14 protein-coding genes and 1 riboswitch are annotated in these 14,329 nt (G+C 72.6%); of the genes, 1 reads left to right on the top strand and 13 read right to left on the bottom strand.

Annotated features, from left to right (window positions below; genetic code table 11):
* Positions 1-127: 127 nt before the first annotated feature.
* The 11 genes from AB0K80_RS13510 to AB0K80_RS13460 form a co-directional block, all read right to left on the bottom strand.
* Positions 128-703, bottom strand: a complete 576-nt coding sequence (locus tag AB0K80_RS13510) for a GAF domain-containing protein (protein WP_365668977.1) — start codon at positions 701-703, stop codon at positions 128-130.
* Between the two features lie 61 nt (positions 704-764).
* Positions 765-1,382: an ATP/GTP-binding protein gene (locus tag AB0K80_RS13505; RefSeq protein WP_365668975.1), complete on the bottom strand. Its 618-nt coding sequence runs from the start codon at positions 1,380-1,382 to the stop codon at positions 765-767.
* Positions 1,360-1,731, bottom strand: a complete 372-nt coding sequence (locus tag AB0K80_RS13500; RefSeq protein WP_365668973.1) for a DUF742 domain-containing protein — start codon at positions 1,729-1,731, stop codon at positions 1,360-1,362. The genes AB0K80_RS13505 and AB0K80_RS13500 overlap by 23 nt, the downstream gene beginning before the upstream one ends.
* Positions 1,732-1,733: 2 nt before the next feature.
* Positions 1,734-2,168 (bottom strand): roadblock/LC7 domain-containing protein, encoded by a 435-nt coding sequence (locus AB0K80_RS13495; protein ID WP_365668971.1) that lies wholly within the window; start codon positions 2,166-2,168, stop codon positions 1,734-1,736.
* Positions 2,169-2,254: 86 nt separating this feature from the next.
* Entirely contained in the window at positions 2,255-4,246 is a 1,992-nt protein-coding gene (locus AB0K80_RS13490; RefSeq protein WP_365668969.1) for an ATP-binding protein, read from the bottom strand.
* Positions 4,247-4,837: 591 nt separating this feature from the next.
* Positions 4,838-5,515 (bottom strand): hemerythrin domain-containing protein, encoded by a 678-nt coding sequence (locus AB0K80_RS13485; RefSeq protein ID WP_365668967.1) that lies wholly within the window; start codon positions 5,513-5,515, stop codon positions 4,838-4,840.
* Between the two features lie 85 nt (positions 5,516-5,600).
* Entirely contained in the window at positions 5,601-6,827 is a 1,227-nt protein-coding gene (locus AB0K80_RS13480) for an MBL fold metallo-hydrolase (protein WP_365668965.1), read from the bottom strand.
* Positions 6,828-7,202: 375 nt separating this feature from the next.
* Positions 7,203-7,988: an SGNH/GDSL hydrolase family protein gene (locus tag AB0K80_RS13475; RefSeq protein ID WP_365669167.1), complete on the bottom strand. Its 786-nt coding sequence runs from the start codon at positions 7,986-7,988 to the stop codon at positions 7,203-7,205.
* Positions 7,989-8,133: 145 nt separating this feature from the next.
* Entirely contained in the window at positions 8,134-8,862 is a 729-nt protein-coding gene (locus AB0K80_RS13470; protein WP_365668963.1) for a DUF6250 domain-containing protein, read from the bottom strand.
* Between the two features lie 201 nt (positions 8,863-9,063).
* Complete coding sequence (locus AB0K80_RS13465; protein WP_365668961.1) at positions 9,064-10,002, bottom strand: LysM peptidoglycan-binding domain-containing M23 family metallopeptidase; 939 nt, start codon at positions 10,000-10,002, stop codon at positions 9,064-9,066.
* Between the two features lie 4 nt (positions 10,003-10,006).
* A riboswitch (cyclic di-AMP (ydaO/yuaA leader) is annotated at positions 10,007-10,168 on the bottom strand.
* A 310-nt stretch (positions 10,169-10,478) separates the two neighbouring features.
* Positions 10,479-12,551, bottom strand: a complete 2,073-nt coding sequence (locus tag AB0K80_RS13460) for an alpha-galactosidase (RefSeq protein ID WP_365668959.1) — start codon at positions 12,549-12,551, stop codon at positions 10,479-10,481.
* Between the two features lie 167 nt (positions 12,552-12,718).
* Between AB0K80_RS13460 and AB0K80_RS13455 the strand changes: the two genes are divergently transcribed.
* Entirely contained in the window at positions 12,719-13,516 is a 798-nt protein-coding gene (locus AB0K80_RS13455; protein WP_365668957.1) for a tyrosine-protein phosphatase, read from the top strand.
* 16 nt (positions 13,517-13,532) lie between these two features.
* Here the strand turns inward: AB0K80_RS13455 and AB0K80_RS13450 are convergent, their stop codons facing one another.
* Positions 13,533-13,652: a DUF6126 family protein gene (locus AB0K80_RS13450; protein ID WP_365668955.1), complete on the bottom strand. Its 120-nt coding sequence runs from the start codon at positions 13,650-13,652 to the stop codon at positions 13,533-13,535.
* Positions 13,649-14,272 (bottom strand): XRE family transcriptional regulator, encoded by a 624-nt coding sequence (locus tag AB0K80_RS13445; RefSeq protein ID WP_365668953.1) that lies wholly within the window; start codon positions 14,270-14,272, stop codon positions 13,649-13,651. Before AB0K80_RS13445 ends, AB0K80_RS13450 begins: the two co-directional genes overlap by 4 nt.
* Between the last annotated feature and the right edge of the window lie 57 nt (positions 14,273-14,329).

Here is a 14,329-nt window from a genome sequence, read left to right as displayed (position 1 = left end):
AGTGGAATCGCACAGCAATCTGCCGCACTCCGGCCCCACCGGTCCATCGAGCTTTTCTTAAGCGCGGCCACAGGTTTCCTTCACACCCCGGCCGCTCAGCTGGACACCCTGCCCGGTCACCGGGTCCTCACGGCAGGAACCCGTCGCCCTCCCACCGCTCCAGCCGTACGGCGAGATCCGCGGCCTGCTGTTTGATGGCCGCGAGACCGGACTTCCCCCAGGGGCGGGGCTCCAGGTCGGCGACGCACACGGTGCCCAGCACCATGCCGGTGCTGTCGATGAGGGGCGCGCCCAGGTAGGAGTGGATGCCGAACTCGTCGACGATCGGGTTGCCCGCGAAGCGCGGGTAGTCGCGGACGTCCTCCAGCACCAGCGCCTTGCGCCGGACGACCACATGGGGGCAGAAGCCGTGGTCGCGGGGCAGCACGCGGTCCAGCCGGGCCCGGGTGCCGTCGGCGCGCACCACCGGGGCGATCAGGGGCGTGTGCAGGCCCGCGAAGAACTGCCCGTGCTCGGCAAGGAAGTTGACCATGGCGTACGGCGCGCCGGTGTGCCCGGCGAGGCGGTCCGCGAAGGCGTCGAGCGCGGGCTCGGGGCGCTGCCCCAGGCCGAGGTCGCGCAGCCGCCGGGTGCGGGCGGGGGCCTCTTTGTCGTCGGGGGTGAGCAGCAGACGGCCGGCCGGGCGGGGCGGGTCGTAGCTCATGGGCGGGCTCCCGGACGGTGGGCGTACCTCATATGCGGCTCCGGTGACGAGTGTGCGGGGATCACATGTGGGCGCCGTACCCCGTGGTGGGGGCCGGTGCGTGGGCGAGGAGGTGGCGTACGAGGGTGAGCAGGGTCTGGACGCCGGAGCTGGAGATCCGGGCGTCGCAGCGCACGACGGGGATCTCCGCGGGGAGATCGAGGGCGGCGCGTACCTCCTCGGGGTCGTAGCGGTAGGCGCCGTCGAACTCGTTGACGGCGACGATGAAGGCGAGGCCGCGCTGTTCGAAGAAGTCGACGGCCGCGAAGCAGTCCTCCAGGCGGCGGGTGTCGACGAGGATGACCGCGCCGAGCGCGCCCTCGCACAGTTCGTCCCACATGAACCAGAACCGCTCCTGGCCGGGCGTGCCGAACAGGTACAGCACGTGCTGCGGGCTGAGGGTGATGCGGCCGAAGTCCATGGCCACGGTCGTCTCGAGTTTGTTCTCGACGCCGTCGAGGTTGTCGGTCCCCTCGCTGACCGTGGTGAGCAACTCCTCGGTGCTCAGCGGGGCGATCTCGCTGACCGCACCGACGAAGGTCGTCTTGCCCACGCCGAACCCACCCGCCACGAGGATCTTCAGCGCGGTGGGAAAGGGGTCGGTGCCGTCGTCGTAGTCAGAGCTGTCGTCGTAGTCCATCGAGCACTGCCTCCAGAAGGGCCCGGTCCGTCGGGTTGTGGTGGAACGCGGGGGGCTTGGTGGTCAGCGCCCCGCAGTCGACGAGGTCCGCCAGCAGCACCTTGGTGACGGCCACCGGCAGCTTGAGATGGGCGGCGACCTCGGCCACCGGGACGGGCGCGCGGCACAGGTCGAGCGCCTGCGCGTGTTCGGGGCCGAGGTAGCCGAGGGGGGTCGTCCCGGTGGCCATCACCTGCGACATCAGGTCGAGAGCGACGGTGGGACGGGTGCGGCCGTTGCTGACGGTGAAGGGGCGCACCAGCCGACCGGCCGCGTCGTCGAGCCAGGGCCCGTCACCGGCCGCCGCCACGCTCAAGGCCTCATCGCCTGGGAACCGACGGTCTGCTGACGGGGAGCGGTCACGAGGTAGGGGCGGACGCTCTTGACCAGCATCGCCATCTCGTAGCCGAGCACCGCCGCGTCGGCCTCCCGGCCGGCGAGCACGGCGAGGCAGGTGCCGGAGCCGGCGGTGGTGACGAAAAGCAGGGTCGAGTCGAGTTCGACGACGACCTGCCGTACGTCGCCGCCGTCGCCGAACCGGACGCCGGCGCTGCGGCCGAGGGAGTACAGTCCGGAGGCCAGGGCGGCCATGTGGTCGGCGCTGTCCGGGTCGAGGCCGTGCACGGACTTCACGAGCCCGTCGCAGGACAGCAGCACTGCGGCGGTGGTGTGCGGCACGCGCTGGACGAGGCCGCTCATCAGCCAGTCGAGATCGGATACCTGGGCGGTCGGCGCTTCGCTCGCCATGCTGGATCGACTCCTTGGGGTATGTAGGTATGCGGGGCGCGGGGTCCCGGACGCGGCCGGGAGACGGGGCCGGACGAGGGGGGTGGTCATCCGGCGGGTGCGCTCCCGTCGTGCCGGGTGGTGTGGTCGGTGCGGGATGCGTGCGCGGGGGGCGGCTGTGCGGGGGCCGGCTCCTCGCTGCCCTGCTCCATGCGCTGCTGGGTCTCGGCGAGTCCGATGCCGCGCTGGAAGGCCGCCATCAGGCCGGGGTCGTGGCCGGCGAGGTACTCGGTGTCCTGCCGCGGGGCGGGGCCGCCGCGCAGCTGGGGGACGAGGTGCTCCTGGGCGCGGCGGCGGGGCAGTTGCGGCTTGCCCATGGTGCCCCGCACGGCACCGTTGCGGGGCACCGGGGGCGTCACCGCGTTCTCGGCGAGGGTCCGCCGGTCTGCGGACCTGATGCCGGGCGCGGCGTCGGCCGGGGTGGACCGCTCCTGCCGGGCACCGCGCACGGGCAGGGGCGGTGCTCCGCCGTCGGTCCGGCTGCCGGGCTGCCGCCGGGACGGTGAGCCGGTGGAGCCGCCCGGCCGGGATTCCCGCACCTCAGCGGTGTGGTGCGCGGGGGCGGACTCGGGTGCGGCTTCCCGCAGGGAGGGCGATTCCGATGCGGTGCCGGGGCCGTACGCGAGCACCGGCTCGTCGGCGTGCCGGGGGGCCACCCCCGACACCGGCCCGGAGGCGGCGGCAGCCCCGGGCGCCGGGGTGGCCGGGTGCGGCGCGCCCTGCCCCTGCGTGTGCGGCGCCTGCTGCCGGGATGCGCCGGCCGCGGGTCGGGCCGCCGCTTCCGTACCGTCGTGCGCCTGTGTCGCGGCGTCGGCGGTGGCGGCCCCCGGCGCCGGGCCGAGCAGTGCCTGCGGTACGACGAGTACGGCTTGGACCCCGCCGTAGATGTTGGTCTGCAACCGGACGGTGATGCCGTGCCGCCGGGCGAGTTGGGAGACCACGAACAGTCCGATGCGTCCGTCGTCCAGGAGCCGGGCGACGTTCACCTGGTCCGGGTCGGCGAGCAGGGCGTTCATCCGTTCCTGTTCCTCGACGGGCATGCCGAGTCCGCGGTCCTCGACCTCGACGGCGAGCCCGGAGGTGACGAGGTTGGCGCGCAGCAGCACCTGGGTGTGCGGGGCGGAGAACACCGTGGCGTTCTCGACGAGTTCGGCCAGCAGGTGGATCACGTCGGCGACGGCGTGGCCGCGCAGCTCGCCGTCGATCGGCGGGACCAGCTTGACCCGGGAGTACTGCTCGACCTCCGCGATGGCCGAGCGCAGCACCTCGGTCATGGAGACCGGGTTGCTCCACTGCCGCCGGGAGACGGCCCCGCCGAGCACGGCGAGGTTCTCGGCGTGGCGGCGGATCCGGGTGGCGAGGTGGTCGACGTGGAAGAGCCCCTTGAGCAGGTCGGGGTCCTCCATCTCGTTCTCGAGCTCGTCGAGGAGGGAGATCTCGCGGTGCACCAGCGACTGCAGGCGCCGGGCGAGGTTGACGAACACCTCGAGCTTCTGCTCGCTGCCCGCCTGGCTGGACAGCTGGGACGCCTGGACGACGGCCGTGACGGCACTGTCGTGCGCGCGGGCCAGGTCGGCGGCGAGCAGGTCGAAGTCGTCGGCGTCGTCGGGCGCGCCGTCGCGCGGCTCCCGCTGCTGGGGCGGACCGTCGCCGCGGCGCAGCGTCTCCACCAGGGCGCGCAGGTCGGCCTCGCGCCGTGCGGTGCCGCGGCGCAGGACGCCGATGCGGTCGTGCACGGCCCGGGCGGTACGGTTCGCGGCCACGGCGGCGATGACGATGCCGGCCAGGGTCACCGAGACCGCACCGCCGAGGACCGCCCACAGGGTGTGGCTCGGCCGCGCCCCGGTGGAGCGGACGGTGAACAGCACGGCCGCGCAGCCGCTGAGGGCGACCGCGACGGGCGGCAGCACGGCGATCCGCAGCAGTTGGGGCCGTATGTGGGTCTCGGGCAGCGCGGGAGCGGTACGGATGACCGGCCGTCCGTGCCGCCCGCCCTCACGGCGTTCTGCACGGGCGGCCGGAGCGCGGTGGTGAGACATCGGTGTCCTCGTACGGGTCCGTCGGGCCTGGTTGCCGTTGCCGGGGAAGCTCGTGGGGGTGCGGCCGGGCTCACGCGGCCGGACGCGCGCTGTCCGGGGCTCCGGGGCGCGGGCGTGCCTCGCGGGGTCCACGCCGGCCTCCCCGTCGCGCCGACCGCCTCGTCCGCGTTGCCCCTGCACGTACCGACCCCGCTCCCCTGCTCGACGGCCACTCACGGTAGTCGCCAGCGCATCATGTGCGGTGGGCAGTTGACAAACTCATACGGAGAGCATCCCGCCCTGGTATGAGGCTTCGCACGCCTGAGCGACGCACGCCTGGAACGCTCAGGCGCGAGGGAGAAGAAATCGATCCGAGCTGCTCAGAAGCGGTCACAGGCAGTCGGGCGGGCTGAAGAGACCCCTCGGCCGCCCGCCCCACGGGGCGCACCCATCCCACGCGCGACGGGGCGGTCGGCAGGCGCTCGACCCCGCACCGCCGCTTCCCTCAGATACTCACTCTGCGTAGCGCCCTGGCCAGTGACGGACCCCGCCAGACCGGCCGAGCGCCCCCCACGCCACCAGCGGGCGCAGCACGAAGGGCACCGGTTCCGCTCAGCGCCGCCGGCGCCGCAGCACCGCCGTGACCGCGACGGACACCACGAGCCCGGCCAGCCCGGCGAGGACCTTCCTCACCACGGCCCTGGGCACGCGCATGCCGACGGCGTCGCGCATCCGGTCGTACAGACTCAGCGGGACGCCCAGGACCGCGTTGCCGGGCGGGCGGCGGGGGACGACGGGGTGCGGATGCGTGGGCGCGCTCCTTCGGACCGTCTCCCATGCCGTGCCGAGCCGGCGCAGCCGGCCGGTGGGCAGGGCCGCCTGCAGCCGGGGCAGCACGAGGTCCTCCTCGTCCCGGATGTCCTGCCGTATCAGGGCGAAGACCCGCCGCACCCTGTCCGCGCGCTCGGGATCGCCGGGCCGGAGGCGTTCGATCTCGCCGACGAGATCGTTGATCTGCTGGTGTTCCTCCTCGACCCGGGAGGTTAGCTCCTCGCCGCCCTCGACCGAGCGCCGTACGGCCGGCCACAGCACGGTCTCCTCCGCGAAGGCGTGGCTGAAGACCAGCTGGACCGTCTGCTTCAGGACGGCCTCACGCTCCGGACCGTCCTGAAGGGCCTGGTACCTCTCCATCAGCCGGTCCATCTCGGCGTGGTCGCGCCGCTGCCGCGCCAGGACACTGCGCGGACCGCCGAGCTGCTGCACCGTCTGCTCTTCCAGGGTCCGGGCCATGGACCTCTCCCTTCGGCAGACCGGCCATGAGCCGGCGACAGGCCGGGTACCCCGGTGCGGCGGGGCGCACGCGGCTCGTCCGTGGTCAGTCCTCGCCCACCAGGTCGAGGTCGTCACGGGACGTTTCGGAAGCCAGGGCCGGGACGGGCCACCTGCGGTTCAGCGGCCGGGAGACATCCCGCCACCAGGGGCGCGTGGGCAGCGCTCCGGCGGGCTCGAAGGGCTGGCCCGGAACGGGGAGGGCGACGGCCTGTCCGACCGCGCGGGCGGCGGCCAGCGTCCACTCGCCGGGCTCGGCCCACGGATGCAGGGAGAGGTTGAAGGTCCCCCAGTGGATGGGCAGCAGGGCACCGTCCGGCCGGCCCCGCTGCAGGTCGAGGTGGCTCTGGACGCCTTGCGCGGGGTTCATGTGGATGTCCGGCCAGGCGCCGGGCAGCGGCGCGACCTCCGGGTCGTTCCCGGGCCAGTAGTCGGAGTAGGCCCCGATCTGGATCATCGTGGCGTCGAACGGGCCGTGGTCGGCGCCGATGTCCTTGAAGCCCTCGAAGTAGCCGGTGTCGCCGCTGTGGTAGATCCGGTGCTCTTCCCCGGCGACGACCCAGGAGGCCCACAGGGTGTGCTGAGTGTTGCGCAGGCCGCGGCCACAGAAGTGGCGGGCCGGGGCGGCGGTCAGGGCGAGACCGCCGACCCCGGTCGTCTCGTGCCAGTCCAGTTCGCGCAGCCGGCCGGCGGACACGCCCCAGTGCTCCAGGTGGGCGCCGACGCCGAGCGGCACGGCGAAGAGGGTGTCCGTGCCGGCCAGCGCCTTGATGGTGGGCAGGTCGAGGTGGTCGTAGTGGTCGTGCGAGATGACGACGACGTCGACGGGGCCGAGCGCGGCCAGCGGCAGGGGCACCGGGTGCAGCCGCCGGGGCCCGGCGAATGGGAACGGGGAGCAGCGCTCGCCCCACACCGGGTCGAACAGGACGCGTTGTCCGTCGATCTCCGCGAGCACGCTGGAGTGGCCCATCCAGGTCAGCCGCAGTCCACTGGCGGGCGGCTTGGCGAGGTCGGCGAGCGTGGTGGCGTGGACCGGCATCGCCCCCTGGGGGGCGCGGCGTCCGCGGGCCTCCTTGTCGAAGTACAGCTTCGCGAACTCCCGGCCCGAGGCCGAGGGCCGGGTCCGGGCGGGGCCGCCCGGGTTCTGGAAGACGCCGTCCTTGAAGTGGGGCGATCTACGGATCCGCGCCATGCGCTCCCCGCTCGGATCCGCACCGAAGGCCGGGGGCCGCAGCGCGCGGAATCCGGAGCTGAGAGAACGGAAACCGGCCACGGTACCTCCAGGTGGAGTCGGTGAGGCATCCCATTATGGTCGGGCCACCGACAAGGCCGGGGGTCAGTCCCGCGACCGACGGGAGCCACCGCCCACGCTGACGCCCGGGCCGGACCCACGGTGGTCACCGACGGCGCCGGAACCGGACCTGCGAGCTGCAGAAGCACCGACCCCGAGACCGAGCGCCCGCGGCGCACAGAAGCCCCGAAAACCCGGGACCGCCGCAGCCCACAACAGCCACCGACAATCCGGGACCGAACCCGCAGCCCGCACGAGACCCCCCGGGCGGGCCGGAACCCGCAGCCCACAGAAGGACCGACCACACCGGAACCGGCCCGCGGCCCACGAAGGGCGCCGCGAGCCCGGCCCCCGCGCTCAGGCCACCGCCGCGATCCGCATCTTGATGTCGTGCGGCGACAACGCTCCCTTGGCCGTCACATGGTCCCCGGAGGACTCCCCGCGCAGCCGTCGCCCGATCCACGGCACCAGGTACTCGCGTGCCCACTGGACGTCGTCCCGCCGGACCTCCAGGGTGCCGCGCGGCGGCAGCGGCGGCCACGGCTGTTCCGGGTCGGCCGGGACCTGAAGGCCGAGGACCTGGCCCGCCCGCAGCGCCACGCGCGTGTGCCCCTCGGGCGACAGGTGCAGCCGGTCGGCGTCCCAGGCCCGGCGGTCCTGGACGCTCCTGAGCGACCACAGGTCGAGCACCGGGCACCCGTACCGGTCGGCGATGGCCCGCACATGCCCGTTGTACGTGGCGATCTTGCCGCGCAGGTGCTTGAGCACGGGCATGCCCCGGGTGTCGAACCCGGTCGTCACCAGGACGGTGCCGGCCGCGGCGGCCAGCGCCGCCACCGCCCGCTCGAACCGCTCGGCCACGTCGTCCGGGTCGGTGCCGGGGCGGAGGATGTCGTTGCCGCCCGCGCAGAACGAGACCAGGTCGGGGGCGAGCTCGACGGCCCTCGGCACCTGCTCCGCCACGATCTGGTCGAGCAGTCTGCCGCGCACCGCGAGGTTGGTGTACTGGAAGTCGCCTTCGGGCCGGCGGTCCGCGAGCAGCACCGCGAACCGGTCGGCCCAGCCGACGAACGCCCCGTCGGGGCCGGGGTCGCCGACGCCCTCGGTGAAGCTGTCCCCCACCGCAACGTACGACCCGATCACTGATCTGCTGTCACTCTTCGAATCGTCTGCCACAGCAGGACATGATTCACCTTCGAATGTGACCTACGCGACCGTAGGCAAGGCTTGACGCGCGGTGAGATAAGCCACTCTCCAAGTGTTCGTCAAGTCCGGAATACGCCCTGTGTCAGGGGTGTTGAGGGCTGGGCCGCCACACCCGGAACCCGGTGACCCGCAAGTGGCTCCACACGGTACGGAAGGCGAAGTGGCCGCCCGTGTAGGGCTGCGGGTCGGTGTAGTCGAAGACGAGCCGGCCGTTGTTCCACCACTGGACCGTCGGCCCGGCGGAGACGATCCGGACCCGGTTGGGCTGGTTCGGCACCAGCAGGGGTTCGGTGTAGTCGAGGAGCAGGGGACGGACACCGGGCTCGCCGACGTACCGGCGCAGCCGGGTGGTGGTGTTGTAGTTCGCCCCGTAGCCGGCGTAGTAGCAGGTCAGCTGGTCGTACTCGGCGAGCGCGCCGCCGCGCGGTGTGGCGAGGAGGTCGTCCGGGGAGCGGACGTCGGTGGCGTTCCAGAAGGTGTTGAGGTCCGAGACGCGGTCGTTGGGCCCGCCCTCGGACACCGCGGTGGCGGTGTACTCCAGGACGTACGGTCCCTCCAGCCGCTCCCGGAACCAGACCGTGGCCCCGCTGGGGACGTCGATGTCGAGGACGCCTCGGGAGGCGGAGACGGTGCCGCCGTCCTGGAGTTCGGTGACCCACTGGCCCAGTCCGTGGCAGAAGTCGTCGTGGGCGAGGAGGCGGCGGGGCCGCGGCCGTCCGTGCGGTGCGGCGTGCGCGGTGCCCGCCGGGGCGAGGGCCCCCAGGGCGGCACCGGCGGCGAGGGCTGCGAACGCTCTGCGGGTGGTCGGCACGGGACACGGCTCCTTCTGGTCGAGGGAGAGGAAGGGAAGCGGGCGGAAAGCAAGCGGACGGAAAGCGCTTGCTCTCGTCGCACCGATCACTGTGTCCCAACCACCCTCGCCTGTCGAGGCGTTCGCGCCCACACACCGAAGGCCGGACCCGGGGATCGGGGTCCGGCCTTCGGCGGCGTGTCAGGCAAGTGGTCGTGCGGGTCAGCCCACGGAGACGCCGTGCGTACGGAGGTAGGCGACCGGGTCCACGTCCGAGCCGTAGTCGGGCGTGGTGCGGATCTCGAAGTGCAGGTGCGGACCCGTGGAGTTGCCGGTGGAGCCCGACAGGCCGACCTGCTGTCCGGCGGTGACGGTCTGGCCGGCCGACACCGAGAGCGAGGACAGGTGGGCGTACTGGGCGTAGTAGCCGTCGTTCAGCTTGATGACGACCTGGTTGCCGTACGCGCCGGCCCAGCCGGCGGAGACGACCGTGCCCGCGCCCACGGCCTTCACGGAGGTGCCGGTCGGGACGACGAAGTCGACGCCGGTGTGGTAACCGCTGGACCACATGCTGCCCGCCACCTTGTAGCCGGTGCCGACCGGGCCGGTCACCGGGGCGGTGAAGCCGGCGGCGCTGGTCGCGGCCTGGACGGCCCGGTCGGCGGTGGTGGTCTTCGCGGCGGCGGGCTTCGCGGCCGACGTCTTCGAGGACGACGCCTTGGAGGACGACGGCTTCGACGACGTGGTCTTGGGCTTGGCCGGGACGGCCGGCTTGCCGGTGCCCGTCGCGGCCTTCTTGCCTATCGACAGCTTCAGGCCGGGGTGGATCAGCGACGGGTCGTCGCCGACGGCCTCGCGGTTGTCGGCGTAGAGCTTCTTCCAGCCACCGCTGACGTGCTGCTCTTCGGCGATCTTGACGAGGTAGTCACCGGCCTTCACGGTGTACGTCCGCACGCCCCCGTCCTTCTTTCCGGCAGCGTTCTGCTGCGCCGCCGGAAGGGACGCGACGGCCTGGTCCGGAGCGGACTGCGGGGTGGCCGCGTGGGCGCCGGCGGCGCCCAGCAGCGGAAGGGCGAGTGCGGCGCCACCGGTTCCGGCGGCGGCGAGGGAACGAGTGAAACGCTGGCTCTTGGGACGGCGGTGCTTACCCTTCGCGGGCATGGCGAATTCCTCTCCGGCGCCTGCGAGGTGAGCTGTCGGGTGCGGACTGGAGATGCCCGGCCGCGCCGAGGCGCGGCTTAACCCCAAGCCTGTTCCGGAGACCGGAACAGGCGTCTTGCCTGTGGGTCCCCCGCTCCTGCCGTACACGGGTCAGTGTGTGCGGGCTCCGGGCGGCGGCAGGATTCGGCGTCCGTCCGGATCGGTGGCGAACGTAAGCGAACAAGATGCGCGGGGACAAGCGTGCGGTTGCCCGTGACGGCGATTCAGGAGAATTCCGCCGCCTTTTGTGGTGACCGTCGGTCGATTAAGGATCTTTTGCTTTCCTCGAATTCCCTTGGAAAGGGCCTTTATTACGTGCACATGGCAACCACACATCGTCACGATTATGACGCTGCTCACGTGCCCCGAGCATTCTGACTCCTTTTCGGGGCACGTCAGGAAGAAGCGGCCTATTCAGACAGTCGACTCGAATCAGGTCATCGCCGTCGCAGCCGGACCACGGTGGCGTCCAGGTCCCCGCGCAGCCCGACCCGCAGCCCGTGGTGCGTCAGCACCGCCCCTCGGTGAATTTCGCCCGTTTCAAGGCATTCGTACGTCGCCGACGGGTCGAGGCCGCGCAGCCGGAGCGCCGGCATCGGCTCGCCGAAGTGCTGTGCCTGGAGCCAGGCCAGGACGACGGTGTCGTCGCCGAGGACGTACTGCACGGCGCTCAGCCCGCCCGCCGGCGGGCGCAGCCGGTACAGGTCGCCGCGCTGCACCACGGGCCGGATCTCCTTGTAGAGCGTCACCCACTCGCGCGCCTCGTCGAGCTCCTCCTGCGACCACTTCGTGAGGTCGCCGCCGACGCCGAGCACCCCGGCCATGGCGCTGACGAACCGGAAGCGCAGCGAGCTCGCCCGGTGGTTGAGCATGGCGTTGGGGCTGTCGGTGACCCAGGCCGCCATGACCCGCGCGGGGTGGATCTGGCTGAAGCCGTGCTGGATGGCGAGCCGGTCGAGCGGGTCGGTGTTGTCCGAGGTCCACACCTGGTCCGTCCGGCCGAGCACCCCGAGGTCGATCCGTCCGCCACCGCCCGAGCAGGACTCGAAGGCGACACCCGGATGCGCCTCGCGCAGCCGGTCCAGCAGGGCGTACAGGGCGCGCACATGGTCCACCCACAGCCGCTGCGGATACGCGTCCTCCGGCCAGCCGGCGTCCGAGAAGCAGCGGTTGAAGTCCCACTTCACATAGTCGATGGGGGCGCTGGACAGCAGCCCGTGGAGCTGGTCCCAGAGGTACTCCTGGACGTCCTCGCGGGCCAGGTTGAGCACCAGCTGGTTGCGGAACTCCGTACGCGCGCGGCCCGGCTGGAACTGCACCCAGTCCGGGTGCGCCCGGTACAGCTCGCTGTCCGGGTTGACCATCTCCGGCTCGACCCAGATGCCGAACTGCATCCCCAGGCCGTGCACATGGTCCGCGAGCGGCTTCAGGCCCTGCGGGAAGCGGTCGGGGTTGGGGGTCCAGTCACCGAGCCCGGCCCGGTCGCTGGTGCGCGCGCCGAACCAGCCGTCGTCGACCACGAACAGCTCCACGCCCATCGCCGCGGCCCGCTCGGCGAGCGCCCGCTGCTGCTCCTCGGAGATGTCGAACTCGGTCGCCTCCCAGGAGTTGAACAGCACCGGCCGGTCCCGGTCGGCGTCCGGGACGACGTACGCCCGCTGGTAGGCGTGCCAGGCGCGGCTGGCCCCGCCGAAGCCCCCGTCGCTCCACAGCCCCGCGAAGACGGGGGTGGTGTACGACTCGCCGGTACGCAGCATCAGCAGGCCCGAGTCGTCGTGCCCGGCGCCGCCGGTGATCTGCACGCGCGCGTCCGGGAGCTGGGCGACGGCGATGCGCCAGGAGCCGGACCAGCCGAGGGCGCAGCCGTAGACCTCGCCGCGCTCCTCGGTGGCGTCGGTTTCGAGGGCGACCCAGGGCAGGTGCTGGTGGCCGGTGTGGCCGCGCCGGCTGCCGATGACCTTCTCGCCGTAGGTCAGCTCGGCGCGGGTCAGCCGGGACTCCGCGCCCCAGCGGCCGTGCAGCTGGGACAGCCGCCAGCCGTCGCGGTCGGGCAGGGTCCAGGTGGCGGAGTCGGCGCGCAGCACCTCGACGTCCTGCCCCTCGTTGGCGAGGGTCACCCAGCGCTCGACCACGTCGTGCCGCATCCGGTAGTGCAGCGTGACGGCGAGGCCGCCGTCCCGGAAGCGGAGCCGCAGCTCCCCGTCGTCGGCACGCTCGTGCCCGTCGTACGTCCACTGGGTGCCGCGCCGTTCGGCCGTGCGCACGGACAGGGCGGGCCGGACGAACCGCGGGCCGCCCTCGACCGGGTACTCCTCGCGCCCGTCGAGCGGGGCCTCGAACGGCCAGTACGCGGGCAGCGGGCGCACGGCGAGCGCCTCGGCGTCGGCCAGCGCGATCCTGGGCCCCCAGTACAGGTGCAGCAGCTCGTCGCGGTCGGTGAGGTGGACGGCGTAACTGCTGGTGGGCCCGGACAGAAGCCAGGTACGCGCGTTTTCGGAGATCTCCAGCATCAGGCCCTCACAGCTTCCAACAGGTCCGATCAAACCCCCACATCATGAGCGGTCACCGGGCCTGGATCAACGTCTGTGAAGAACTCATTGCCCCTGGCAGCCATGTCGTATGGTCGGAAGGTGCCCGCCGGCGAGCCGCGCGGCGGGGTGAGTGGGAGGGAGTCCCCGTGACGCAGCAGGTCCCGTCGACCGAACCCGAGCTGGCAGGAGTGCGCAACTTCCGTGATGTGGGCGGGCTGCCGACCGTGGACGGACGGCGGGTGCGGCACGGGGTGCTGTTCCGCAGCGGCCACCTGGCGCACGCGACCGCCGAGGACGCGGCCTTCCTGGCCTCCCTGGGCCTGCACACGGTCTTCGACTTCCGCAACGCGGCCGACCAGAAGCTCGAGGGCCCGGACGTGGAGCTGCCGGGGGTGCGCAACGTGAACCTGCCGCTCACCGATCCGGCGGACGGCGCCGAGTTCTGGAAGATGGTCCGCGACGGCGACATCGACGAGCTGCGCGCGATCCTCGCGGACGGCAAGGCCGCGGGCCGGATGATCGCCTCCTACCGCACGATCATCAAGGAGCGCACCGCCGAGCACTCCCGGGTACTGCACGCGCTGGCCGAGGGCAGTGTCCCGGCGCTGATGCACTGCGCGGCGGGCAAGGACCGCGCCGGGCTGTCCGTCGCGGTGACGCTGCTCGCCCTGGGCGTGGAGCGGGAGGCGATCCTGGCGGACTACCTGAAGTCCAACGCCAAGCACCGCCGCTACAAGGTGCACCGCAGCAGCAGCTCCGCCTCGGCCTACTCCCCCGAGATCATGGAGCTGCTCAGCCCCCTGTTCGACGCCCGCGCCGAGTACCTGAACGCGGCCTTCGAGACGATCGAGGAGACCTGGGGCGGCGTCGACGCCTACCTGGAGTCCGGCCTCGGGCTCACCCCGCAGACCCGGGAGCGGCTGCGCGAGCGGCTCCTGGACTGAGGCGCCGCGCGGCGGCCTACTTGGCCCCCACCTCGAACAGCAGGTAGACGAAGGCCGCGAACAGGTGGCCGACCGCGATGTACACGATCAGTCGCACCCACAGGCCGCGCGGGAACTTCTCCTCCATGTCCCTCATCGGGCATCTCCAGGGGTCGGGCCCAGGCACAGGGTGGCCGTGGGGCTCTGCAGCAGGGTGTGGACGAACAGCAGCTCGACCCCGTCGGGGTCCTGGGCGGCGATGCGGTGCGGGGTCAGCGAGTCGAAGTGCGCGCTGTCGCCCGGGCCGAGCCGGTGCGCGGTGTCCCCGAGGCGCAGCCGCAACCGCCCCTTGAGCACGTGGAGCCACTCCTCGCCGGGGTGCACGCGCACGATGTCGCCCTGCGAGCCGTACGGGACGTGGACGCGCAGTGCCTGCATCCCGCGCCCGGATGCCCCGGCCTGCCAGTACGTCCAGCCGCCGGCCGTGGTGGGTTCCATGTCGGCGGCGCGCACGACGGCGTCCCGGTCGGTGACCGTCTCGCCGAGCAGCTCGGAGACGGTCGTACCGTAGACGCGGGCGAGCGTGAGCAGCATCGGCAGCGAGGGCTGGCGCTGCCCGGTCTCCAGGCGGGAGAGGTGGGCGGGGGACAGCCCGGCGGCCCGCGCCGCTGCCTCCAGGGTGAGGGAGGCCCTGCGGCGCAGGCCGCGCAGCTGCGGCGCGACGGCGGGCAGGTCGGCGACCGGCTCGCCGGGCGGCTCGGTTCCGGGAGGGGTCATGCCCTCCATTCAGCCCGAGCCTTGCCTCAACGGCAAATTTGTTGCCTGTGAGGCAAA

Origin of the sequence: Streptomyces sp. NPDC052682 (assembly GCF_040678435.1) — a bacterium.
In the GTDB taxonomy this organism is placed as follows: Bacteria; Actinomycetota; Actinomycetes; order Streptomycetales; family Streptomycetaceae; genus Streptomyces.
Note: the sequence above shows the minus strand (reverse complement) of the source record. Positions and strands in the feature narration are given on the sequence as shown.

Bases quoted from the DNA above. Each gene is read 5' to 3' on its own strand.
- AB0K80_RS13510 (WP_365668977.1), bottom strand. From the start codon at position 703: ATGAGCTACGACCCGCCCCGCCCGGCCGGCCGTCTGCTGCTCACCCCC.
- AB0K80_RS13495 (WP_365668971.1), bottom strand. From the start codon at position 2,168: ATGGCGAGCGAAGCGCCGACCGCCCAGGTATCCGATCTCGACTGGCTG.
- AB0K80_RS13460 (WP_365668959.1), bottom strand. From the start codon at position 12,551: ATGCTGGAGATCTCCGAAAACGCGCGTACCTGGCTTCTGTCCGGGCCC.
- AB0K80_RS13490 (WP_365668969.1), bottom strand. From the start codon at position 4,246: ATGTCTCACCACCGCGCTCCGGCCGCCCGTGCAGAACGCCGTGAGGGC.
- AB0K80_RS13450 (WP_365668955.1), bottom strand. From the start codon at position 13,652: ATGAGGGACATGGAGGAGAAGTTCCCGCGCGGCCTGTGGGTGCGACTG.
- AB0K80_RS13505 (WP_365668975.1), bottom strand. From the start codon at position 1,382: ATGGACTACGACGACAGCTCTGACTACGACGACGGCACCGACCCCTTT.
- AB0K80_RS13465 (WP_365668961.1), bottom strand. From the start codon at position 10,002: ATGCCCGCGAAGGGTAAGCACCGCCGTCCCAAGAGCCAGCGTTTCACT.
- AB0K80_RS13485 (WP_365668967.1), bottom strand. From the start codon at position 5,515: ATGGCCCGGACCCTGGAAGAGCAGACGGTGCAGCAGCTCGGCGGTCCG.
- AB0K80_RS13445 (WP_365668953.1), bottom strand. From the start codon at position 14,272: ATGACCCCTCCCGGAACCGAGCCGCCCGGCGAGCCGGTCGCCGACCTG.